Genomic DNA, 23,418 nt, shown 5'->3' with positions numbered 1-23,418 from the left:
TTAGAATCTGCTCCCTAAAGTAACTGCCACACCGTAGCGCCCACCAAGTGCAGGGCTAAGGCTTAGGCCGGTGGTGTCGCCGAGTCGGTTGGTAAGTGCAACTGCGTATCGATAGCCTGTTCCATTGGCATTCGGGCTGTACTCCAACCCAATTTTCGCGACGGCGAGTCTTTTGCGACTGCCATTGCTCGTATCTAGAGTGTTGTCGCCCGTAATGAGGACTCCAGCTTCACCAAAGAGGGTGAAGTGGGTTGGGCCGAGCCTGTAACTCCCGCCAACAGAAACAAGGCTAAGTGGTGAGGGGAAAAGAATGCCACGAACGCCCAGTCGGTAGTTCGCGTCTCGAACGCTACTTGAGTAACCGACGTTGTATGTGGTCTGCACGTAGCCTGACCGTTCTGCGGTGTTAGGAACGGAGAGTCCAAGTGCGAGGTCGAGATTTCTGTAATCAACTGGATTCAGTTGCAGCATCACTTCATGTTCTCCACCACCGTGATGGATAGCAAAGCTGCTCCCACTGAACGTATTTACTTTGCTCTCGGTCCCTCGAACAAGAAGCCAAAGGTTGCTCCTTAGTGACGTCTTCAGGGAATAGGTCAGCAGATCGCTCGATTCGTCAGATCCAATCCTCTCTCCTGTAAGTGAAAAATCAAATTTGGTCTGAGCCATTGAACTTGTGATAAGCAAGCCTAGCGTAGCCCCTACCAAGAAAGCACGTGGTTTCATGATTGAGAGCCATATTTACATAGCACTGCGTGACAGATCTAGCTTTGTACTGTCACGCTAGTTGCTCGAGGTTTGGCTTCGTTTATGAGAAGGGAAACGTTACTTCGTACCTGGTTATCGATCACCCATGAGTGTTTGCGGCTCATCTGTGAAAAGGGCCTGACGTGACAAATTCGTGACAGATGACAGTCACTCTAATTGGGAGTTTCCACGGCGCGGCAGGAATATTCCTTCGAACTTGTCGGAAAAACTAAATGCAGTGAGATAATCAGGTGTTGACAATTCCTGCCTAAAAAGTGGCCCAAACCAAGCTCGGCTGTTTGGTGAGGAAAAGGAATTGGTTCATAGATGAAAGCAATGAAGCTCCTCCGCCATCACCTCTCTGAGAAAGACAGCCTCCAATTTCCACTGAAAAGCAAAGGACCAGAAGGTTCGCTTGATTACACTGAAGAGGACCTTCTAAAGAGACCGAGTGGTGACCTGTTTGGGATGTCTCAGAATGCGGGGATGGGAGGAACGGGCCAGGGCGCAACGGATCCCAACATGGTGATTCTCTCAACCTTAGGGGGTTGGCCTGGGGCCGCTCTTGGTGCGCATACCGGGCACAACGAGTTGTATAAGCTGGTTGAGATTGCAGCGAAAGAGTTAAAAGAACTTGGGCAGCTGCCGTTTGCGCTCTATACCAGCGATACATGTGACGGTCGAACGCAGGGCACTATTTGGTCGAACATTAGCCTGGCCTCGCGCAACATTATCTTTAAGAGCCTTTCTACACAGCTACGTGGAATCCCTTGTGCCGAGGGTGTGCTCGGTATTGCGACATGCGATAAGGGGCTACCTGCAATGACCATGCTGGTTGCGTCGCTTACCAAGTATCCAGGGAAGATCCCTGGAATTTTGGTGCCCGGAGGCGTGACATTGCCTCCTGAGCACGGTGAGGACGCTGGAACCATCCAGTCCCTAGGTGCGAGATTTGCCAGGGGGCTCATCAACCTGGAACAAGCGCAGGATCTTGGCTGCAAGGCATGCGCCACACCCGGAGGGGGATGTCAGTTCTTTGGGACGGCTGCAAGTGCTCAGGCAACTGCTGAAGCGATGGGACTCACCTTAACCCATGCTGCTCTTGCGCCCTCCGGGTTCGATATTTGGACTGAGCTTGCTCGCGATTCGGCAAGAGCATTGGTTGACATGCGAACTGGGAAAGTGGGTGTGGAAGACATTCTTACCGAGGCTTCCATAGCGAACTCTTTGGCTGTTCATGCGGCGATGGGGGGATCTACGAACATGCTCCTTCATATCCCAGCCATTGCCTATGCCGCTGGACTCGCGAGGCCGACGCGAGAGGACTTTCAAAGCATCAACTTGAAAGTGCCCCGGATTGTTGATTGCTTGCCGACTGGCATCCATCCAACCGTACGGGTGTTCATGGCGGGTGGGGTTCCAGAGGTGATGCTCCACCTGGCGGAGATGGGCCTCATCGACTGTGATGTCCAGACGGTCACAGGGCTTTCAGTTGGAGAGAATCTGGAGATGTGGAGATCAAGCGATAGACGGCGGATCCTCCGTGAACGGCTGTTCTCGGAAGACGGCATCGATCCAGATGACGTTATTCTCCCGCCCGCAAAAGCTCGAGCCCTTGGATTTGGTTCCACTGTGGCGTATCCGACGGGCAACCTCGCATTGGAAGGAAGCGTAGTGAAGGCTACTTCTATCCATCAACGACTGTTGGACTCTAACGGGATCTATCATAAGGTGGCACCGTGTAGGACTTTCACCAGTGAATCGAAGGCGATACAAGCAGTGAAGTCGGGAGAGATCCAACCAGGCGAAGTCATTGTCATCATGTGCCGCGGTCCCATGGGGGCGGGGATGCCAGAGACGTATGAAGTGACTGCGGCGCTCAAGGGGATCCCTGAGCTTTCAGATTGCGCGTTGCTGACCGATGCAAGATTCTCCGGTGTAACCACGGGTCCTTGCTTCGGGCATGTTTCCCCCGAGGCTTTAGCGCCAAACGCAAACCTTGGGAAGTTGCTGGATGGCGATATGATAGAGATCCATCTGGATACCCGGTCTCTTGTTGGATCCATTAACATGGTTGGCGAGAACGGAGTCGCTGTCTCGGTCTCAGCGGGCAATGAAATCCTTCGAAACCGACCTCGAAGGAAGGACTTGGAAAGTGACCCGAATATGCCTGACTACATCCAGCAATGGGCCCTGATTCAGCATCTATCAGGCGGTCCGTGGGGTGGGTGTGTGGAGGATATCGAACTCTTGAGGGCCGCACTTAGCTGAAGGAAACGCTCTCTGGGATTGTCTGTTTCATGAACTGAATAAAGCTCCGGAGTCGGGCAGGGTAGTAGGGTGCGCTGGGGTAGACCAAGTGTACGGGTAGTGGGGCTGCCTGCCATTCGGGGACGAGTTGCACTAGTTTGCCGCTTGCTAAGTCTTCGGAGAGGAGCCAAGCTGAACCCACACAGACGCCGAGTCCCAGTACGGCGGCCGAACGGAGGGCGTATAAGTTGTCGGTGATCACACGAGGCTGTATGGAGAGTCGCACGGACTTCCGTGTGCTCGAGTGTGTGAGTGTGAGACTATTTCGGTAGAAGGTTGAAAGAGACAGCCACGGAAGTGATTCGAGGTCCTTTGCGGTTTGGGGGGAGTTGCTTGCGAATGCGGGGGCAGCAGCGACGATGCGAGGGACCTCCGAGAGCCGAATAGCTACCACGCCTGGCTCGGTCACTTCGCCTACCTGGATGGCACAATCCACGCCTGCGGAGACGAAATCGTGAACGTTATCTCGTAGCATCCACTCCACGGTGATTCCAGGGTGTAAACGAAGAAACTCGGCGAGTTGCACCACCATTCTTTCCTGGCCGAAGGCGTGGGGGACTACGATTCGGAGATGTCCGCTGGTATCAGCCCTCGCACCCTTGAGATCCGATTCAAAAGACTCCCAATCAGCCAGGAGCTCTTTGGCGCGTTCGTAGCAGCGTTCTCCGTCTTCGGTGAGCTTCTGGCTGTGTGTGGTGCGCTTGATAAGTGTGAGACCCAGCGATTGTTCCAGGGTTTGTAGCCGTCGGCTTACCGTTGGCTGCGTGGTGCCTAGGTGTATGGCGGCCGCCGAGATACTCCCAGCATCCACGATTCGCATAAAGGTCTGCAGGAGTCCTAGGCGATCGACGGGCGATGAGAGTTCATTCATGCATTCAGTGTATAACAAACATGTTGAAATGAAGTCTACTCATTCGCGCTGCAGGTGGTCAGAATCTTTGTATGGAATCAGTTCTAGAGCAATCGGAAACTCGACAGCAGATATCGCCCCTGCTTATTGGTTTGCTTGCTGCATCAACGGGAGTCTCTGTTGCCTCGCTTTACTACAGCCAGCCGATGCTCGGAATCTTGGGGCCATCGCTGAAGTCTTCGGGCGCGGTACTCGGTTCGGTGCCAACCTTGACTCAGTTGGGCTACGCATTTGGGATTCTTTTGCTAGCTCCTCTTGGAGATAGGTTTGATCGAAAGAAGATCATCCTTATCAAGGGTGCTGCGTTGGTCTTTATGTTGCTGTTAGCTGCAATCGCTACTTCTATTGAGGTAATGCTGGTTGCGAGCTTTGGAATTGGTCTTACAGCAACGATCGCTCAGGATATCGTTCCTGCGGCTGCCACTCTGGCACCTACCCAACATCGCGGTCGAGTAGTGGGGACTGTCATGACGGGCTTGCTGCTTGGGATCCTCCTTTCTCGGGTAGTGAGCGGTGCCATCGCCGAGTGGTTTGGCTGGCGCGTGATGTTCTTAGCTGCTGCAGTCAGCGTAAGTTTGGTTTGGGTGGCTCTTTGGTGCGCTCTGCCAAAGTTTCATCCCACAACCTCCTTGCATTACCGAGAGCTCATCGGTTCACTTGTTCAACTTTGGAAGCAGTATTCACTGCTAAGAAATGCGACCGCCGCACAGGCTTTGCTCGCTGTCGGCTTCAGCGCTTTCTGGTCTACGCTCGCCGTCATGCTTCACGCGGCGCCGTTCCACATTGGAAGTGCGGGTGCTGGTCTGTTTGGTTTGGCAGGTGCAGCCGGGGCTCTTGGCGCACCTGTTGCTGGCTTGATCGCGGATAAGCGAGGCCCGAGCTTGGTGACACAACTTGGAGCAGGGCTTGTTGCGGTGACCTTCGGAGTGATGGCGCTCGTCCATCTCGAATCACCCCAAGCGGCTCTCGTGTTGCTTGCGGTCGGAGCTGTTCTGTTCGACCTTGGCGTGCAAGCCACCCTCATCGCCCATCAGACCATCGTATACGGAATCGATCCTGGCGCGAGAAGTCGCCTTAACGCCGTGCTGTTCGTGGGGATGTTCGCTGGAATGGCTGTTGGTTCCGCACTGGGAGGCCTGTTGCTCGCTCGCTGTGGCTGGACCGCAGTACCGACTCTCGCTTTCGTCGCCGCGCTCGGTGCCCTGGGGATCCGGGTGAGGAGCGCGCGGGTGTGAGGATCTTCTTTGAGAGCTACCTGGAGCGCCTGTCTAAAAATGGTGGACGCCGTCCCAGGCAGGGTCTCGCCAGTATTTGGCTTGATTGCAATGCCATACGAGGTTGTGAACGGTGCAGTTGGCTTTTACTCCATCCTTTTCATCTGAGGTTCGGAAGTCGATGTTGATATGGTCGCCTTGGATTTGGTGGAGAGAGACGTTGTCAGGAGCGAATCGCCTCCGAAGCTTTCGAGGCAAGCTCTTAGCAATGACTTCGGCGTAGCTCTCGTCAACCACCAACTTATTGCCTTTCACATAAAAGCCGATGAGAGTGTTGTAGTGAGTGTGGTGATGAAAGGGCAGCAGCACCAAGCGACCGTTGTCCATGACTTTTAGTCGTTGGGTCTTACCTGCGCTCGATAGGGAGTCGAAGGAGGTCTTGATCGTTCTTTGCTTTGGGCCGCTTTGTTTGCAAAGGAGGGCTACTTCGACAGTCGCACCATCCTTGGTGATTTCGGTCTTGCACGTGGCCGACACGATGCGTTCGACGTTGGCGAAGGATTGGGTGGCGGGGGGGGGGTAGGTACTCAGAAGCTGGGCTGATAGTAGGAGCATTGGTTAGTAAGCGCTTGGGTAAATGAGTTGACGGTTATTGAGTAAAGGAGTCATCCAACGGACCCTCGGGTTAGGGACTTTGTTTGTTGCCTGATTCCTCGCTCATAAGTGACTTGTGGCTGTATAAGCCTAGCAGTGGCCTCAATCTATTTCAATCACAAAGATAATGCTAAACATAGGTCAGAATACGGTGAATGACCAGAGACCGTGCAGCGATTATAAACTGGCGGCAAGCCCTGGCTTTGGGGAGACCGTTTTGACCACCGTCAGAAACAGGCCTGGCAACATTGGCCAAAAGAAACGTGGAAACGTCAATGCGCGAAGTCGATGCGCTGATAGCTACTTGAGCACCGCTGACTTGCCAAAAGAGGTTGAACTTGACCGTTGACCAGCAAAAGGAGCAACTAAGCGCGGCATACGTACTCGCCATTGCATCAGCTGCTGGTTGCTCATTGAAGGATGTAAAGGTTGACGATGACAGCGTTGATGTCACAGTCGTATCAACAATGAAGGGGAAGAGGCTTCATGCTCCTGAGTTGAACATTCAATTGAAGGCGACCTCTCGCGATCTTCTTAATGACACTGAAATTGCCTTTCCACTCAAGCTTAAGAACTATAACGACCTTAGAAAGAAGACGCTAGTTCCCCGAATCTTAGTAGTCATGGTGATTCCCGAGTTACCTGCTGACTGGCTAAAACAAGGGGAGTTCAAAACACATATCTACCGCTGTGCGTATTGGGTCAGCCTATGGGGCCAAAAAACATCCACGAACACTACCAACGTTACGATTAAAATTCCGCGCAAGAACATCTTAACGCCGGATGTTTTAAGTAGACTTATGACTACTATTTCGGACGGAGGAAGACCATGAGAGTTGCGATCTTGGATGAGCAAGTTTTGAGTTCAATTGCATTTCATGATGTGCTTTCTTACCTGACCTTCAATGGCTGGCATGTTGTCTCCACAGAACCAGGCTTTCGGTCCGTGCTACGAATTTCTGTTGACGGAGTAGAGACCGAAGCTGTCGTGCCACTTGATACTGAGTTGGCAGACTATTCCCAAGCAATTGGACGTATTGTTGAAATTGTGGCGGAGACTACTGGGTCGTCGCAGTTGGATATTCTACGCAATATCCAAGCGATTGGAACAGACGTGATTAGAGTTAGAGCGGCTAATGATTCCTATGCTGATGGGACTATTCCACTCGAATCGGGTACCGCACTTTTTGAAGCTTCCTTCTGTATGCTTATTGCTGCAGCTCTGGCAACCGATGAGCCACGTCCTGCATATCGTGGCAATAGGCCGAACAAGGTTGATGAGTTTCTTCGTGAAACAAGACTTGGTCAGACGGAGCATGGGAGCTACGTAGTTACGATGAGGACGAGGATTCCTCCAAGCTTGTTTAAGGCGTCAGAGCAATTAGGTTTGGATATGGACGTTGAAGAACCTATAGCTGATACGCCATTTGAGCGCAAGGTGACGGAGACATTAGTCAGAGCCCTGAAGGCGACAAAGGATGCTATCGCGGAGTCGGCTGCAACACATAGTAGTAGGCCATTCGTTGAAGCTGTTCAAAGTGGTGTAAGTGCTAATTTGCTCGACTCCATAGTCGCTTTAACGGAGCAAACTGGTGCTATAGAGACTGACGTTGAAGTGGGTTGGTCACCTACGCGGCTGCCTGACCCGGACCTTCAGTCTAAGATACGTTTTCTTCGTAGCGAGTCGGCAACTCTAAAAGAGGCCAGTAATATCTTACGTGAACGAGAACCTGACGACAACTTTGAGCTCGAGGGAATGGTCGTTGGACTTGAGGCTGAGGACCAAACCGCCCCACACATAATAACAGTCAGAGCTAGAGTCGGAAACCATTTGCGCAAGATTCGTGTTCAACTCAGTGAAACTGAATACCAACTTGCTGCAGATGCTCATGTGAAATACTACGTTGTCCTTTGCGAAGGGCAACTCGTGCGTGATGGTAGACAATACTCTCTCAAATCACCGCGTAATTTCCGGCTATACAGTGATGAACCACCGCTTCCGTTCTACGAGGAGCCATTACCCCGATGAATACTGACTCCATAAGGATTCTGACAATAGGTTACTCGGGCCGCAAAATTGATGAATTTGTTGCAACGTTGAAGGCTCAGGGGGTGACCCATCTCGTAGACGTTCGTACGGCTCCTTATAGTAAGTTCCACGAAATGTACAACCGTGTCGAATTGGAAGCCTTACTAAAACTATCTCGAATCAAATACGTCTTCATAGGGGACCTTCTTGGTGGGCGTCCGGACGACCCAGATTGCTACGATGAGGACGGAAGAGTTGTTTATGCAAAGGTTGCAAGCAAGGAGTTCTTCCAAAGGGGGGTGGCACAACTACTTCGGGGATCTTCAGCTAGCGGACGCCTTCTTTGTTTAATGTGTAGCGAGTTAAGGCCTGAGCAATGTCACCGTTCGAAGCTTATAGGGCAAGCGCTATTGAACTCGAACGTTGCTGTCCTCCACATAGACGAGCGGGATCGCCTGGCTGATCAAGCCACTGTAATGTCTCGTATTGACATGGGACAAATGAAACTGTTCGACGAAGCGTCTTCGTCGCGTAAAGCATACAGGAAGAATGGAAATGAGTAAACGAGTGAGCACTATCGGTGTGTATGGGACGTCAGAAGGATCTTTTTTTAAGGCTCTGACAGTAAATGGAGTGACACACTTCGTAGATATTCGGCGCCGTCGTGGGATGCGAGGTTCTCAATATTCGTATGCGAACTCAGGTCGACTTCAACAAACTCTGCGAGAGATGGGAATCGACTACCGCCATCGGATCGACCTTGCCCCCTCCGTTGCAGCGCGGCAAGCTCAAAAGGATGCGGACATCTTAAATCAGAACTCCAAACGATCCCGAGAAGCACTGTCACCTGCTTTCATCGCCAAATATGAAGAGGAGAACTTGAATGGATTCGACATTCGCTCCTTTTGGGATGAATTTCCCGCGAACTCTCACATCGTACTGTTTTGCGTTGAGCGATCTCCTTCCTCTTGCCACCGCTCTCTCGTCTCAGCCCACATTACAGAAACTATTGGAACTCTCAGTTCCGACATCACACCATTAGGAGAATTATGAAGGTAGTTGTGGTTGGCAAAACGAGAATGTCTCGCGGGCAATGGTGCATAGGAGCGTTACGTCTAAGGGATTGGTCTTCACTACGCTTACTGCCCGTTGGAACAGCACATTCCTGGCCTGATGATTCTGATGTTGAGGTTGGTGATGTGTTCGAGATTCAGGGATCTAGGCCCAACGAAATGACTCTTCCTCACAGCGAGGACTTCAGGTTAACAAGCTTCGAATACCATGGCGTGTATGACGGTGACTTGCCAAGAGACATTGTCGAACATACCAAAGTTGCTAGGAGGGGCGGGACACCATTGTTCCAAGATTGCCTTAAAAGAGTCCAGCAAAACAGTGCCGCCGTGCTTCGTGCTAATGTTCCTTCGTTTTCGACACAATTCTGGGTTACCTCCAGTGACCTTCCACATGTCTCCAAATGGGATAAGGATTATTTTGCTCTCGGACGATTTGAGGTTCGGTACGTGGGATCACAGGCAATTATCGAGAGAATCCCGACTGGTTCGCTGGTCCGTCTGTCTCTCGCGAGATGGTGGGCACCTGAAGACCACGAACTTGGATGCTATTTGCAGCTATCGGGATGGTGGTTGCCACCTGTTAATGGCTCTTGGTGAAAGTGTCAGGTCCTTACGGAAACCACGTATAACTCGAAACCCTAGATGGTGAGAGAATCGAATCTTTGTGGAGGTTAAGGGACGCGAACTCCTTATATCTGATTGCAAGTAGATGCTCTCCCAACTGAGCTAAACCCTCGCTGACGCAAAGCATATTCCTCTTCAGAGCTGATCAAAATTTCCGAAGGTACGAATGCTCATGACATCGGATAAAATGCGGGAGTCCGGCCAAGGTCCGGCGTCATTATTCTGATCCATTCTATAAAAACAAAAGGACCGTCCAAAGACAATCTCCTTCAAAAGCCTTGGTGCAGGTCGAACACACCCCAGTTTCTGGAACTCGATCATAGTTTGATTTTTACGAGGGCTACGGTTTCTCAAGCAAGTACTGAGCTGATGTAAGGAGGGAGCCCAGACTAGTGAGCCCTCGCCCAGGCGATGCGGGCTTTGACTTGGGCCAGATTGTCTTCTTCGCTCATGATCATGCGGGAGGCTATGTGGCCGTCTCGATTGATTACTAAGAGCGACGGATAGCCGGTGTCGGCGAATTCCTGGGCTGCCATGGCGAGTGATCTTCTTAGCGAATCTCATTCACACAAATGACGTTGTCCCTTCATGGTGATCACCCCATGTTCATAGTGGGCGAAACCCAACAAGTCCGGCATGAAAGCTCCAATGGGCAAAAAGTCGGATCAATTATATAAGGGCTTAACCTGTTAGGGGAAAACAAGAACAAATCGTACGAAGACCATCTCGACCTATGACATGAGGAAATCTCCGATTTTGATCGGCAAGTCTATTGTGGATTTCACGTCTTCAAGGAGTGGTTCATAGGCGTAGATACGTTGCGCGATGTAGGAGATATGGCCGTCGCGGTTTTGGGCGACGCCTCGGACCGTGACGAATGGGTGGCAGATGACCTTGTGTCCATCTTGCTGGTAGACGTCGTCGAAGCAGGTCACATTGAGCAACCCAGTCTCGTCTTCGAGGTCAAAGAACATAACCCGTTTACCGCTTTGGGTGGGTGGGAAACGCAGGCGAATGGGGTTGCCTACGACGAACACCGGGTCGGAATGGGAGAGACAGGAGGCTTCGGCGGCGGTGATTCCTCCGCGAGAAGCAACGCGCTCACGCTCAAACCTCATCAGGTGGTGCTCGATATCGAGTCCCATAAGCCGTCGTTCTGCGATCGCCTTCTCCGCCTTGCGGAAGTCGGTCAAGTCTAGCGGAAGGGGAGGATCTTCAAACTCCAAGGGAAGGCAACTCTCCGAATCGTTGGTCCGCGCATGGCCAAGGGCTTGGTTCACCACCCAAAGCAACGCTCGGCGATGAGGAGTAAGGCCATCGAACGCCCCGGCGTGAATCAGATTCTCTAGTTCATCCTTTTCCGGTTTGACGCGAAAGACGTAATCGAAGAAGGAGCGGAAAGGGCGTCGTTCGAGCGACCTCTCTAGAGTTGAGGAAGTGATGCCCGAGATCTGCTTGAGCGGCACGCGAATGCCTCCCGCGGGCATGACTAGCTTGGGGTCTTGTGTTGACTTAACGTCTTCCACATGAAAACCTTCCTCGCTGCGATTCACATCGGGCGGAAGGATCTGAATACCACGAGAGCGAGCTTCGTTGGCGATCGTTGCGGGGCCGTAATAGCCTGCTGGTTGGGCGTCAAGGAGTGCGGCAAAATAGGGCGCGGGATAGTTCTGCTGGCAATAGATGGAGCGAATGGATATCTCGGCGAACGAAAGCGCGTGTCCCTCGGCGAAGCCATACCCCTTAAACCCGGCGATCAGTTCATAAACCTCTTGCGCGACATGTGGGGAATAACCCTTAGCAATGATTCGTTGAACGATTCCCTCGCAAGCGGTGCCAGGGCGGTAACGGTCGTGGTGCTTCTGAACAGCCTCGCGAATCTCCTCAGCTTCGTCGCCGGTATAGCCTGCGAATTTGCTAAGCAACTGGTCAATCTGTTCCTGAAAGACGACGATGCCCAGGGTAGCGCCGAGGATCTTTTCCAGATCCGGGTGGATGTACTGGAATGGTTTCCCTTTGCGGCGGGCTATGTACTCGTTCAGCTTGACCGCACCTCCCACACCGGGTCGGATTCCGGCCTGAACGATGCTTGCATCCTTCAAATTCTGGGTTCCAATACGCACGTGCGCCTGCCTCATGGCGGGCGAGGCCGACTGAGGAATGCCAATGAGTTGGCCCGAGCGCATCGCTCGGAACGTCTCCTCGTCGTCCAACGGGATACTGCGGACATCGAGGTTCTCCACCCCTCGCATGGTTCCCCCAAGCACGTCGTTTCCTCGTAGGCAGAGGACGTCGAACTTATCAAATGAGTGTTTTGCGCTACGCTTATCCCATTGGATGATCTTTACGCCGTCGGCACCCGAATACTGGACCGGCACAAAGTCGGCAATCGGGGTTTGAGAGACGATGACACCCGAAGAGTGCGCGCGGAGGTTACGCGGCAGGTCGGCCAGGCGCTCCATGAACGTAAAGACCCAATGGTATTTCTCGCGTGGAATCTGACTTTCGCGTAGCTCGGGGCGGCTGTCGAGTGCGCTTAACAGTCTTTCGGGCGAAACCCCGCCATGAATTCGCTTAGCGAGGAAGGAGATGTGTTCTTCCGGAATCCCCATCACCTTGCCCACTTCGCGCAAGATGCCGCGTGTGCGATAGGTGCCGATTGCGGCGACGGTCGCCACGTTTGCGTCGCCATAGCGCTTCACCAGATGCTGCCGAACGTCTTCCCGACGAGCTGCCTCAAAGTCAATATCGATGTCGGGGCGTTTGCTTCCATCAGGGGGAAGGAACCGATCGAAGTGGAGTTTGAATGCGAACGCGTCGATGCGCGAGATGCCCAGGCAGTATGCGACCATCGAATCCACCACCGAACCGCGCCCGCTGTAGAGGATTTGTTCCCCTTCTGCCCACTGGCACATCTCCCAAGCGATGAGAAAATGCCTAGACCAGCCCAGTCTCGCGATCTGTGTCAGCTCCCTTTCTAGTCGTGCTCTTTGAGCACGGTTAGGGCAACCATAGCGATGCCATGCGCCTTGTTCGACGATCTGCCGAAGAGCTGTGTCTTCGTCACTGCAGAACACCGGCAGTTCGGATCTTCCCGGCAGGACGTTGCTTTCGCACATATCGGCGACAATCTCTGGGGTTGGAAGGTCAGCATAAAGTTGAGCGTATTCCTCCGATGTGCGTAAGTAGCGCTCACGATTGAAAGATCGTCGGGGGAATTGCGGTGTTTGGAGTTGTGTTGCGTCGCGCGAAGGCTTTCGCCCTTCAATCTCTTCGATGAGGCAGAGAGTGTCGACGCAAACGAGTACATCGTGGGCTGGGTAGTGCTCGGGGGCTGCCATGACAATTGGCCCCCCGGAGATGTGCCGAACCTTCTCCTTTTCGGCTAGCTGGCGAAGGTAAGGCTCGACGCTCGGCTGCCATGGCAGATAGCTGCGCTCGATCTGAATAAAAATTCGGTCCTTGCCATAAAGCTTCATCAGGTCGTTCAACATGCGTTCAGCCCTGGCGAAATCTCTTCGCATGAGAGCATGATCCAGCGGTCCATTACTTCCTCCGGTGATGCAGAGGACGCCTTCGGTGTGTCTTTCTAGCCTTGATAGCGTCGCGAGCGGGTAGTGGCGAGGTTCTTCTAAGTGGCAATCCGTCACTAATCGAGAAAGAGAGCGATAGCCTTGCGGGTTTTGTGCGATCAAGACAATGTCGCCACCGCAAGCAAGCTCCACCGTCACGCCCAGTATTGGCTGAACGCCAACCTCATGCGCGGTACCGCAAAACTCTCGCGCACCAGAAAGGGAAAAGCGGTCAGCCAGGCAAACCGCGCGGTAACCCTTTTCGGCGGCAAGCGCAGGTAACTCAGTAGCCAGCATGGTCCCACCCAGAGAGTAGGCGCTCATCGCATGAAAGAGGACGCCGGTCGCATCAGCTGATCGAGGTGAGCCGTAGTGAGATGGAGTGAAGTGGCCAGCGGCGAGGTTGACCTTCTCATCGCGAATGTTGCGAACCCGTACCTTGCTAGACGATCCCTCCGAGGCTTGTGAAAAACTCTCGATTGTCCTGCGGCGAATACCATCGGTGTCGATGAAGCAGTGGATCTCGCGGTCGGATTCCCCCTTCCACCATTCCCCCGCTTCGCGCCATCGTGTGAGGGTTTCAGTTCCATCCGGTTGCATTTCGCCACGCCTTCAGGACTTGCTCGCGCCGAGGAATAACCACTTGGCTGCCGAGGATAACCGATTGCGCGCCCATGGAGGCTTTCAACGAGTTAATCGCCACGTCCAAGCGCACATGATTCGTTGCAGCGTACAGGTTCTGCTGAGATGTTTGGATAGGTTCCAAGCGATCAAGTCGCGCCGTAAGACGGACCACCTCCGCACTGTCTTGCACGAGCTCTTGCAACAGGTAGCGAAGCGAGGCCAGGATCTGCTCAGAGTTGTGAATTGCTCGCTTGTAGACACGCGCGCGCTTCTTTTCGCCCCCATCCTCCTGTTCGGCGATCAGCTGGATGGCTCCCACTTGGTATCCAGCGATCTTGGCAGCGAGTAGCTTCGTAAGTTTCTGGACAATACGATCAAGTGTCTCGGTGTCGCTGACGGGCGACTCGAAATACCACGATTGAGAAGCTGAGCGCGGTGGGTAGCTAGGCACTACCTTATCGCGGGTTTTGCCCTCGGCGGCCATGATCATAGTGTGGGTGCGGTCGCCGAACTGACTCCTCAGCGTTACCGGGTCCACCCTGCTGATGGCACCAATCGTTTCGATACCGAGTGCCCTCATACGCTCGCGCTCTTGCTGATCGACTGCCAGAAGGTATTCAATGGGGAGGTGCGACAGTTCAGCAGCAGTTTGATGCTGATAGCCGAATGGGTTCTTAGTCTGAGCTGCCAATTGGGCGATCCATACAGCGGGTCCGACCCCGTAACGGAGATATCCGCACGGATGCGCCGTGAGTTTTGTAATCATTCGCGCAGCGATGTCGGCTGGCTGAGGGTGAGCGCTGAGGTCTACCGCAGCGCAATGAGGACTCAATGGTTGGATGACGTCGGAGTATCGGACGAGGCAATCCATCCACTTGCTCGTGCTTGGGGCAAAGTTCTTGACATGGCAATTGGGAACTAAAGGCAGAACGTGGTGCAGCCGCATACCCACTGCAATCCCCTTTGTCTTCGCCGCAAAATTGAGGTCAACCACGTAACCCTTATCGACCACTACCTGAGGAGCAAGGATCGGGTCGACGTAGAAATGCTCCCATTCCAACCAAAGCAGGAATGGCTGCGATGAGCGGGGTTGAGGATCGCCGATTTCACTGAGACATCGTCCCGTCAGAACGGAACGTGAGTGCTTCTCGGGTGGCACGCCCGATAGACGCGTGATCGTCCAGTCCTTATGAGTGCGGCAGATGCGGAATCGACCGTTTAGTCGAATTCCTTGCATCTCGATTTCGAGATTGCCCTGCTGAAGCTGTCGGTAAACGTCTTCGTGGGTTCCGAGTGCGGAGCGATAGATGCCGTGGTCCCATACGAGAGTTGGTCCAGCACCATTGTGTCCCGCCGGAATGTGTCCCTCTTCAAGGATGTACTTGAGATCGTGATCGTTCGCTTTTCGAACTGCCACCGAAGCCGTCCAAGTGCATTCTTCATGGGAAATGGCCAGCGAAAAGAGTCTCCCGTAGATCTCAAAACGTAGGTCGTAATGCAGGCTGGTTGTGTGGTGGAGTTTGACCACATAGCGGAGGTTGGGGCCTTCTTCAGGCCCAAGACCCATCTGCGTGTCGGGCGCGAATTCTGGAGTAAGCAACTGAGTAGGCAAGGGCAGCATGTCAAAATAGTATCATAATGTCTACTATTATTTGCGATCAATCCATTTTGCAGTAGACGTGAATATACTTAAATGGATGTGTGACCTAGGAAGTGGCGATAGGCTTGGCCCCGCCGGAGCCTACAGCCTTTTTGAGGTCATGCGGATTTTTAAGCTGGTGTCAACAGCGCAAAAACGCTAATTCTGAGGAGAATCAGTAGTAATGCTCTCAAACTCTTCGTGGGTGGATGGAAAGCTCGAAGTCTTCGATTTGATGCTAATTTGGCTGAATTGGCTCACTAAAACGAAAACGGCCTTGTGAACATCAAAATCTTGATCCTTCTAACATATGGGGAGGTTGCAGATCTGCTCACTAACCTGCCCCAATCAGAGTAGAAGGCCTCACGCATGCAAGTTGAAGAAAAAGTATTTGTAGTGACCGGAGCCTCTATGGTAATTGGTGAGGCTACTGCGAGAGCTTTGGCAGCCAAAGGTGGGAAGGTGGCGCTTCTTGCTCGGAGCACCGAGGCTTTGAATGTACTCGCCGCCGAGTTGCCAGGCAGTTTGGCCTTAACGGTGGATATGACCGACTTCGAAGCTCTTCGGGGCGCGATTGCGTCGGTTCATAAGCATTACGGACGCATCGATGGACTAATTAACAATGCCGGCAGAAGCTATGGCTCGACGCTTGAGAAGATAGATCCGTCTGCATTTGACGAGATATTCCATTTGAACGTTTTTGGTCCGATTGTCGCCATGCAGGCCGTCATCCCGATCATGCGTGAGCAGCGTAGCGGTTCGATTGTCAATGTGAATTCTGGTACTGCCTTCATGACAGTCCCATCCTATAGTGTGTATTCCGCATCTAAGAGGGCACTCATGGGATTCACGTTAACGGCTCGGGGTGAGCTTGAACAGGACGGTATCGTGGTAGGCGAGGTGTATCCCGGCATAACGGCGACTAATTTCGGCAAGAACCGTTTGGTCCGCTCTGCTGGCGACGGTCCTGCAAGCAGCTACGCAGATGGTGACACGCCTGAGTTCGTGGCCGGATTAATTGTTCAGGCTATAGAAGAGGGTGGCGCACAGTATTTTGCCAACGACCATATCCGGAACTTAGCTGGCGTCCATGGTTAGACTGAAAAGGTTTGCCAGGCGGTAAGAGCTGTATGTAAAGCTCGTAAATTAAAAACGCCTCTCGTGAGGCCGCATCTTTGGCAGAGGTTACAGAACGCGTTAGGCGATCGTAAAGCGTGCCGCTGTTTAGCCAGAATGTGCGTCGAACATCCCTGTGCAACCAATATTTAGCAGACGATTCTCTGATCGCATGTATGATGAAAAGCATCAAGTCTTAACCGGAAGCTCTGTCGCATGATGTGACTGCCGATGAGTAAAAGAGATGAATACAATGATCTTCTGGGAGAGCTAGATTCTTCCCTCAATGCCAATGTTTTGGCGGATAGGGTCAGCTACAGTCGATCACAGTTCGATCGAATGGCTCGAAAACAGCTTGGCGAGCCGCCCATGGGAGTTCGCCGCAGGCTACTTCTAGAACGAGCTGCTTACAGGTTGACCCGAACGGCGACCCCTGTGACAGAACTAGCGTTTGACGCAGGATACGAATCTTTAGAAGGATTTTCAAGGGCATTCCGGAATGCCTTTGGAGTGTCCCCACGAGAGTTTCGTGAGTTGTCACCCCGGGAGCACAGAATCGATCTTCTCGAAAGAATCCATTATTCTGAATCTGCAAACTCATCTGGCAAAGGAATACAAAGAATGAACACTACTGAGCTCATGACAGAGCACCACTTCAGAGAAATGAATCGCTTCCTTGAGGCTTGCGAACAACTGCCTGAGGGTGCGCTTGACCAAACCCTACCTGGCTATGAAACCTACCCTTGGATGGAGCCCAGCATCACTTTGAGGCAGTCGCTTGCCCGGGCAAGTGCCTTCGCGGCACCTTGGATGGAAACAATCAACGGCCAGAAGACAAACTACGAACCAACGACTATCGAGGAGATGCGGGAAGCGAACCGCGCTAACAGAGATGGATTTCTCGCGATCATTAAGTCGGTGGAACGTGACCAATCCTATGACCTAACATTTGTTGATTCGGGTTGCGAGCCCCCGCAGGTTTTCAGCTACGCAGGTGTTATTGCACATTCGCTAACAACTGCATCTTACAGGAGGATATCCATCTCGGAAGCTCTCCAAAGGCACGGTATCACCAGCTATCGTGTGACAGATCCGATAGACACGGATGAATTACTAAGAAAATCCCTCGGGAATTAGAGAGCAGGCAACTAGTAAGTTGAGGTCAGCGTTGCGGCGCTATTACGGATGTAGCACCGTTGTATATCTTTGGTGGAGGTTAGGGGACTCGAACCCCTGACCCTCTGCTTGCAAAGCAGATGCTCTCCCAACTGAGCTAAACCCCCGCTGACCCAAAGATTATACCGCAGTCTTTTCCAAGCTGCGCAAGGGGGGAGCAGCCGGTACACTAAAAACATATGTCTCCCAGGCTCGCGTTTGCCCTTGATGCCGCCACCAAGGCCGGAAAATTGACCCTTGCGCACTTCCAAACCGGCGTTGCCGTGGAGCATAAAGGCGACGACACGCCGGTGACAGTGGCCGACAAAGGCGCCGAGAGATTGATCCGCGAGCTGATTCAAAAGTCCTTCCCAGGCGACCAGGTGCTGGGCGAGGAAGAGGGTGGAGAGAGCAATGTCCCCACACGGTGGGTGGTGGATCCTATTGATGGCACGAAGTCTTTTGTGTCCGGCGTTCCTCTCTATTCCACGCTCATCAGCTATGAAGTTGACTTCAAACCGGTGCTCGGAGTGGCGTATTTCCCTGCTCTTGGCGAGGTGATCTATGCCGAGAAAGGTGAGGGTGCTTTCTTCAATGGCCGACCTGCGCGGGTGAGTGAGAAGAGAGAAGTGACTGGCGGAGTGATCTGCTGCGGCGGACATCGGTCGATGATCAACTACGGTCGTTGGGATGGTTTCACTAAACTGGTGGACATCGCCATGGCAACCCGCACCTGGAGCGACGCCTATGGCCACATGTTGGTGGCTACTGGTCGGGTCGATGCGATGATTGATCCCATCGTTTCCCGCTGGGACCTTAGCCCCTTTGGAATAATCATCCCCGAGGCAGGCGGCAAATTCACTAACTTCAGTGGCGGGGAAGTGCTGCATCAGGATAACGACCTAGAGGCCATCAGCAGCAACGGTTGGATACACGATGAGATCCTTGAGGCGTATCGCGGATGAGACTGCTCGGCGTCGACTTCGGCTTTAAGCGCATCGGCCTTGCTGTCGCCGAAACCGAGCCGCATGTCATCACGCCCCGCAACGCCATGGAAGCTTCCGGAACTCTTAAGCGAGACGCCGAAGCGATCAGCCAATTTGCCAAGCGCGAAGAGGCTGCCCAAATCGTCTTAGGTCTACCAGTGGAAGAGGACGGAGTGGAAGGCCGAATGGCCCGCATCTGCCGAACCCTCGCGGGGCACTTACAAGAGTTGGGACACGTTGTTATGTTGGTTGATGAATCGATGAGTAGCGTCCAGGCGGAAAACGCGCTTCGTGAATTCGATTTGAAGGCCAGTCAGCGAAAGAAGCTACGCGACGGCGAGGCCGCCAGCGTGATTTTGGAAAGATATCTGCATGAGCAAGCGATCTAAAAAGACACCCCAAAGGATAGCTGTGCTCGTCACTGCCGCGTGCCTCGGATCTGGGTGGTTCTATGTCAACTCCCGCCTCGCACCTATGCCTGCTGGTCAGCCGTTGTATGTTCGGTTCGAGAGGCAAGACCTTGCGAAGACTCTACAAGAGCTTCAAGAGAAAGGTGTGGTTCGCGATGCCAATTGGCTGAATAAGTACGCGACCTATACCGCTCGAATGCGAGAGGTCGCAACTGGCACTTACCGGCTCAAGCCTGGGATGAGCGCAGCGGAGGTGCTCAAAGCTCTACGGGAGCCTATTAAGCAGATGGTTCGGTTGCCAGAGATGAACTGGGCGCGCCGAAACGGAAGCCTCCTGGAGAAGAAAGAGGTGAGTAGCAGCGAAGACTATCTCGCCCTGGTGACCAAGCCCGAGGAGTTTCAAAAGACCGTGAGCTTTCCCCTTCCGAAGGACACCTTGGAGGGCTATCTCTATGGCGACACGTACGACTTTCCACCGCTACTCGGTGCCAAGCAAGTGATCGAGAAGCAGCTCAAGAATTTTGAGAAGCGTGTTTGGCTAGGTCTGGATCAACCGAAAGATCTCCAGCGTGCCGTCATTATCGGGTCCCTGGTGGAGCTTGAAGTGAAATATGACAACGAGCGAGCGATGGTGGCCGGGGTCATTGAGAATCGACTGAAGAAGAACATGCCGCTCCAGATCGATGCAGCGATCAATTACGGCATTCAGAAATGGCGACCGCTCGCCCTCAAGGAGTATTCCAGCATCAAGAGCCCCTACAACCTCTACTTACACAGAGGACTGCCCCCCACTCCTATCTGTAATCCCTCCGCAAAAAGCATCGATGCCGCACTTCACCCTGCACAGCACGAGTACCTTTACTATGTGGCCCTGCCCGGCGGTGTGAGTTTGTTTGCCAAGACTTTTGATGAGCATAAAAAGAACGTTGCCAAGCGCAAAGCAGCCATCGCTGCCCTTCGAGCGGAAAAGGCTGCGAAAGGTGGGCTATGAGTTGGCGTAGTGGCGATATCGATAAGGCGAAGCTGTCCCAGGTGTGGCACCCATTTGCGCCTGCACACGCGACTGAGAGCCTGCTGGATGTTAACCTCGATCACCTTTATGGTCGTGGCAAAAGGCTTCTCTTGCTGGATGTTGACCACACTTTGGTCGAGTGGCGAAGCGAGCACATCTCTCCTGAAACCATTGCTTGGGTCCAGAAAGCGAAGGATCTTGGCTTTGATATCTGCATCATCAGCAACACCAAAAAGGTTGAGCGGCTTCACCGACTGAAAGACAAATTAGGTGTCGAGACTGTGCGGGGGACTTTTAAGCCAAGTCGAGCTATGTTCCGCTTGGCACTCATCAAGTTCAAATGCAGACCTGAAGACGCCATCATGATCGGCGATCAACTGATGACGGACGTCTTAGGTGCGAACCGGTCAGGTATCGATGCGATCTGGGTGAGGAAGATGGACGGTAAGGAGTTCTCGGGTACCAGGATCAACAGGTTTGTGGAGGGTCTTCTGAAAGGTCCCATCTACAAGGCTTTGGTTGTGCCGGAAAACCGCCCGCTGATCGACCCCGAGCATCCTACAACGTCGGAATTGACTATCGTCAAGCAGATCTCGCGATTCGTTATCGTGGGTGGCACCTCATTTGTGATCGATGCCCTGCTGACTGTTCTGCTGATGAAGGGAATTCACGTGGGGGGAGAACCGCTTGGTATGGCTTTAGGGAAACACCTTCAAACTAGTTATCCTAGTGTGTTTGCCTTTGCCGATGCACCGGATAAGGCTGCTGCCCCCATTCTCGGAGGACTCGCGTCCTTCGTGGCCATGTTCAATAGCTTTATCTGGAACCGAGCATGGACCTTCGAAGCGCGCGGCAAGGACCGAAAAGCTGCTCAAGTCTTGCGGTTCTATCTCATCTCGATTTTTGGTGCATTCTTGAACAGTGGGCTATTCGGCGTGTTCTACAACGCCCTCCATGGGATTTTAGCCGCCAAGGTCTTTTCGGCCGGAATTGTGGCGGTTTGGAATTTCCTGGGGCAGCGGTACTTTGCATTTAGGGCGAAGAATGCATGAACGAAGTCTTCGAATGGCAGACCGCTCCCGAGGGTGATTTCGCTGTTATTGGTGACCCCGTTTCGCACTCGCTCTCGCCGAAGATGCACGCTGCGGCGTACGCGGCACTTGGTTTGTCTTACCGTTATCGTGCGATTCACGTGGTCGCAGGAGAGGTGCCTCAAGCTCTCGACCGCCTCGCGATAATGGGCTATAAGGGCGTTAATGTGACGGTTCCCCACAAAGAGGAAGTGCTTTCGTGGGCAGTAGAAGTTGATCCGTTTGCAACACGAGTCCGTGCAGCAAACACACTGAACCTGCAAACAAAGAGCTGTATTAATACAGACGCTCCTGGCTTTCTTGAAACTCTTAGACCGTTTGCCTTGGCGGATAAGAGAGCGCTAGTTTTGGGGGCAGGAGGTTCTTCACGTGCCATCGTCACGGCGATGGTCGAAGACGGCTGGGATGTTCGGCTGTGGAATAGAACTCATCAGAAAGCTGTCGAGCTTGCTGCTTTGGCGGGCTGTGAAGTGTCTGCGGAAGCCGATCCATCTGGCTGCTCGTTGATCGTCAACACCACCTCGGCTTCTCTTCATCAACAAGATCTTCCCGTGTTGTGGGAGAGTGTCGAGGCTAGTGGCGTTGCCTGCGACCTTATGTATTCTAAAGAGCCTACACGGTTCATGGTGACCGCTGCGGCACATGGCCTTCAAACTGTGGACGGCTTGCCGCTGCTGGTTGCCCAGGGAGCGCTCGCGTTTGAGTATTGGCTTGGTATCGACGCGCCCCGTGAAGCGATGATGGCGGCGTTGCGATGAGCATTCTGAAGCCAACTCCCGAGAACATTCAATTCGCAGCTGATGCCCTTTCCCGTGGCGAACTTGTTGGGATGCCAACCGAGACCGTGTACGGTCTTGCCGCAGATGCACAGAACGCCGAAGCGATTCGGAAAGTGTATCAAGCGAAGGGAAGACCTTCGGATAATCCTCTCATTGTTCATGTGGCAAACTTTGCCCAACTGACAGAGATCGTCGAAGAAGTTACGCCGGTAGCGCAGATGCTTATCGGCTCTTTCTGGCCCGGTCCTATCACGTTGGTTCTGCCTAAAAAGAGTCACATCCCCGACAGCGTAACGGCAGGATTGGATACGGTTGCCGTCCGAATGCCCGCCCACCCGGTGGCACTTCGTCTGATCTCGTTGCTCGACCGTCCGCTTGCTGCCCCCAGTGCGAACATGTTTATGGCACTCTCGCCTACGCATGCTGAGCACATTGCCCCAGAGCTAGCCGGGCGTCTCGCCTGTATTTTGGATGGCGGTCCCTGCCTGGTGGGACTAGAGTCCACAGTGGTCGACTGCACCTCCAACACGCCGATTGTGTTGAGGCCAGGTGTGATCTCTCAAGCGGACATTGAGGACTTGCTCGGTCGTTCAATCGAAATTAGGACAGCTAGCGATACCAAGAAGAGCTCACCAGGCATGTATGCCCGCCACTACGCACCAAAGACGATGCTCAGATTGGTTGAAAAGCTCGGACCTGCGGATGCGGGTCTGACCTTAGAGTCTCCGCTCAATCCTCAGCAGATTCAGTTGCCGAGAGATCCTCAGCAATATGCTGTCGGGATGTATGCCGCACTGCATACGCTCGATGCGCTTGGAGTCCCGCAACTGCTGGTTCAAGAGCCACCTAAGGGATCGGCTTGGGACGCGGTGTGGGACCGTCTGGGTAAGGCGTCTACTCCGCTTTAGAGTGCTGCTGCCTGCTTTTCAAGAAGTGCTTTAGAGCTGTATGTCGCTCCAATAAGATCGCACCAGTCTTGAGTGTTTCCTCAAGTTCTGCTTTGATTGATGGACTCACTTGCATCTCGTCAGTGAGCAAAACGCAGGCGAAGAAAGATGTTCTTAAGGTGCGGGAATGCTCAGTTTCAAGTGAGAGTTCAAGACATCTTTTGACCACCCAGTCAAGCTTTGTTCTTAGTGTGATAAAGACTGAGAGTAAGCACATTTCCAAGTCATCAAGAGAGCGTCGTTCGCAATCTGCTCGGAGCCTTTCCACCTCGTCCATCTCTTGAATGCTCGCTGACTGATCGAGAACTGTGGAAGCCCTAACGAAAACTTCTGTTAACTCAGAAGGTATTTCTTCCCAAGTCATAACACCCTTGCAAGTCGAAAGAGCGAATAGTGTGTTGAGTCGCCGTTGCCGCTCGGTGGGCTGTTTCGCATCTGGAGGTATGTTTTTGATCGACCAGTCTAACAGCACGCCAAGGAGATCGGGGTTAAGGATATCGATTTCGCCATAGCTCCTCATCACCCC

21 protein-coding genes, 2 tRNA genes and 1 pseudogene are annotated in these 23,418 nt (G+C 53.1%); 15 read left to right on the top strand and 9 right to left on the bottom strand.

All coding sequences use genetic code 11. The features are described from left to right. A complete protein-coding gene (locus ACZ51B_RS05640) occupies positions 1-471 on the bottom strand; it encodes a hypothetical protein (protein ID WP_464296256.1) in 471 nt (156 codons plus the stop codon). 612 nt (positions 472-1,083) lie between these two features. Between ACZ51B_RS05640 and ACZ51B_RS05635 the strand changes: the two genes are divergently transcribed. Further along, positions 1,084-3,018, top strand: coding sequence for a dihydroxy-acid dehydratase domain-containing protein (locus tag ACZ51B_RS05635; RefSeq protein ID WP_464296255.1), 1,935 nt, complete (start codon positions 1,084-1,086; stop codon positions 3,016-3,018). Here ACZ51B_RS05635 and ACZ51B_RS05630 read toward each other — a convergent pair. Next, positions 3,011-3,928, bottom strand: a complete 918-nt coding sequence (locus ACZ51B_RS05630; protein ID WP_464296254.1) for a LysR family transcriptional regulator — start codon at positions 3,926-3,928, stop codon at positions 3,011-3,013. The two genes, ACZ51B_RS05635 and ACZ51B_RS05630, sit on opposite strands and share 8 nt — an antisense overlap. Before the next feature lie 71 nt (positions 3,929-3,999). Here ACZ51B_RS05630 and ACZ51B_RS05625 point away from each other — a divergent pair, with 71 nt between their 5' ends. Beyond that, positions 4,000-5,202 (top strand): MFS transporter, encoded by a 1,203-nt coding sequence (locus ACZ51B_RS05625; RefSeq protein WP_464296253.1) that lies wholly within the window; start codon positions 4,000-4,002, stop codon positions 5,200-5,202. A 33-nt stretch (positions 5,203-5,235) separates the two neighbouring features. Here ACZ51B_RS05625 and ACZ51B_RS05620 read toward each other — a convergent pair whose 3' ends face one another. Then, positions 5,236-5,796, bottom strand: coding sequence for a hypothetical protein (locus ACZ51B_RS05620; RefSeq protein WP_464296252.1), 561 nt, complete (start codon positions 5,794-5,796; stop codon positions 5,236-5,238). Between the two features lie 377 nt (positions 5,797-6,173). Here ACZ51B_RS05620 and ACZ51B_RS05615 point away from each other — a divergent pair, with 377 nt between their 5' ends. The 4 genes from ACZ51B_RS05615 to ACZ51B_RS05600 are packed head-to-tail and all read left to right on the top strand — an operon-like array spanning position 6,174 to position 8,917. Next, positions 6,174-6,668: a DUF4365 domain-containing protein gene (locus ACZ51B_RS05615; protein ID WP_464296251.1), complete on the top strand. Its 495-nt coding sequence runs from the start codon at positions 6,174-6,176 to the stop codon at positions 6,666-6,668. Beyond that, positions 6,665-7,864, top strand: coding sequence for a hypothetical protein (locus ACZ51B_RS05610; protein ID WP_464296250.1), 1,200 nt, complete (start codon positions 6,665-6,667; stop codon positions 7,862-7,864). Before ACZ51B_RS05615 ends, ACZ51B_RS05610 begins: the two co-directional genes overlap by 4 nt. After that, the gene (locus ACZ51B_RS05605; RefSeq protein ID WP_464296249.1) at positions 7,861-8,427 is read left to right on the top strand and encodes a DUF488 domain-containing protein; all 567 of its coding nucleotides are present in this window, start codon (positions 7,861-7,863) and stop codon (positions 8,425-8,427) included. Before ACZ51B_RS05610 ends, ACZ51B_RS05605 begins: the two co-directional genes overlap by 4 nt. Continuing rightward, positions 8,414-8,917, top strand: a complete 504-nt coding sequence (locus ACZ51B_RS05600; RefSeq protein ID WP_464296248.1) for a DUF488 family protein — start codon at positions 8,414-8,416, stop codon at positions 8,915-8,917. The genes ACZ51B_RS05605 and ACZ51B_RS05600 overlap by 14 nt, the downstream gene beginning before the upstream one ends. 685 nt (positions 8,918-9,602) lie before the next feature. Here ACZ51B_RS05600 and ACZ51B_RS05595 read toward each other — a convergent pair. From ACZ51B_RS05595 to ACZ51B_RS05580, 4 genes are all read right to left on the bottom strand, one after another. Beyond that, positions 9,603-9,673: transfer RNA gene (locus tag ACZ51B_RS05595), tRNA-Ala, on the bottom strand. Between the two features lie 277 nt (positions 9,674-9,950). After that, positions 9,951-10,097 (bottom strand): hypothetical protein, encoded by a 147-nt coding sequence (locus ACZ51B_RS05590; RefSeq protein WP_464296247.1) that lies wholly within the window; start codon positions 10,095-10,097, stop codon positions 9,951-9,953. A gap of 195 nt (positions 10,098-10,292) precedes the next feature. Then, entirely contained in the window at positions 10,293-13,733 is a 3,441-nt protein-coding gene (dnaE, locus tag ACZ51B_RS05585; RefSeq protein ID WP_464296246.1) for a DNA polymerase III subunit alpha, read from the bottom strand. Beyond that, positions 13,714-15,378, bottom strand: a complete 1,665-nt coding sequence (locus ACZ51B_RS05580; protein ID WP_464296245.1) for a DNA polymerase ligase N-terminal domain-containing protein — start codon at positions 15,376-15,378, stop codon at positions 13,714-13,716. The genes dnaE and ACZ51B_RS05580 overlap by 20 nt, the downstream gene beginning before the upstream one ends. Positions 15,379-15,765: 387 nt before the next feature. On the opposite strand from ACZ51B_RS05580, the gene ACZ51B_RS05575 reads away from it, so the two are divergent. The 3 genes and pseudogenes from ACZ51B_RS05575 (at position 15,766) to ACZ51B_RS05565 (ending at position 17,649) form a co-directional block, all read left to right on the top strand. Beyond that, on the top strand, positions 15,766-16,494 hold the full coding sequence (locus ACZ51B_RS05575; RefSeq protein ID WP_464296244.1) for an SDR family NAD(P)-dependent oxidoreductase: 729 nt from the start codon (positions 15,766-15,768) through the stop codon (positions 16,492-16,494). A gap of 249 nt (positions 16,495-16,743) precedes the next feature. Beyond that, positions 16,744-17,034 (top strand): annotated as a pseudogene (locus tag ACZ51B_RS05570) (helix-turn-helix transcriptional regulator); the annotation flags it as partial. 99 nt (positions 17,035-17,133) lie between these two features. Then, positions 17,134-17,649 carry a hypothetical protein gene (locus ACZ51B_RS05565; protein WP_464297214.1) on the top strand — a complete coding sequence of 172 codons (516 nt, stop codon included), beginning with the start codon at positions 17,134-17,136 and terminating at the stop codon, positions 17,647-17,649. A gap of 70 nt (positions 17,650-17,719) precedes the next feature. Here the strand turns inward: ACZ51B_RS05565 and ACZ51B_RS05560 are convergent. After that, positions 17,720-17,795: transfer RNA gene (locus ACZ51B_RS05560), tRNA-Ala, on the bottom strand. A 72-nt stretch (positions 17,796-17,867) separates the two neighbouring features. On the opposite strand from ACZ51B_RS05560, the gene ACZ51B_RS05555 reads away from it, so the two are divergent. The 6 genes from ACZ51B_RS05555 to ACZ51B_RS05530 are packed head-to-tail and all read left to right on the top strand — an operon-like array spanning position 17,868 to position 22,853. Further along, a complete protein-coding gene (locus tag ACZ51B_RS05555) occupies positions 17,868-18,632 on the top strand; it encodes an inositol monophosphatase family protein (RefSeq protein ID WP_464296243.1) in 765 nt (254 codons plus the stop codon). Beyond that, the gene (gene ruvX / locus ACZ51B_RS05550) at positions 18,629-19,042 is read left to right on the top strand and encodes a Holliday junction resolvase RuvX (RefSeq protein WP_464296242.1); all 414 of its coding nucleotides are present in this window, start codon (positions 18,629-18,631) and stop codon (positions 19,040-19,042) included. The genes ACZ51B_RS05555 and ruvX overlap by 4 nt, the downstream gene beginning before the upstream one ends. After that, positions 19,026-20,054, top strand: a complete 1,029-nt coding sequence (mltG, locus tag ACZ51B_RS05545) for an endolytic transglycosylase MltG (RefSeq protein WP_464296241.1) — start codon at positions 19,026-19,028, stop codon at positions 20,052-20,054. Before ruvX ends, mltG begins: the two co-directional genes overlap by 17 nt. Continuing rightward, positions 20,051-21,127: a YqeG family HAD IIIA-type phosphatase gene (locus ACZ51B_RS05540; protein ID WP_464296240.1), complete on the top strand. Its 1,077-nt coding sequence runs from the start codon at positions 20,051-20,053 to the stop codon at positions 21,125-21,127. The genes mltG and ACZ51B_RS05540 overlap by 4 nt, the downstream gene beginning before the upstream one ends. After that, entirely contained in the window at positions 21,124-21,924 is an 801-nt protein-coding gene (locus ACZ51B_RS05535) for a shikimate dehydrogenase family protein (protein ID WP_464296239.1), read from the top strand. The genes ACZ51B_RS05540 and ACZ51B_RS05535 overlap by 4 nt, the downstream gene beginning before the upstream one ends. Further along, positions 21,921-22,853, top strand: coding sequence for an L-threonylcarbamoyladenylate synthase (locus ACZ51B_RS05530; RefSeq protein ID WP_464296238.1), 933 nt, complete (start codon positions 21,921-21,923; stop codon positions 22,851-22,853). The genes ACZ51B_RS05535 and ACZ51B_RS05530 overlap by 4 nt, the downstream gene beginning before the upstream one ends. Here ACZ51B_RS05530 and ACZ51B_RS05525 read toward each other — a convergent pair. Continuing rightward, a complete protein-coding gene (locus ACZ51B_RS05525) occupies positions 22,840-23,415 on the bottom strand; it encodes a hypothetical protein (protein WP_464296237.1) in 576 nt (191 codons plus the stop codon). The two genes, ACZ51B_RS05530 and ACZ51B_RS05525, sit on opposite strands and share 14 nt — an antisense overlap. Positions 23,416-23,418 lie beyond the last annotated feature (3 nt).

This window comes from Fimbriimonas sp. LA-C6 (assembly GCF_055398105.1).
Note: the sequence above shows the minus strand (reverse complement) of the source record. Positions and strands in the feature narration are given on the sequence as shown.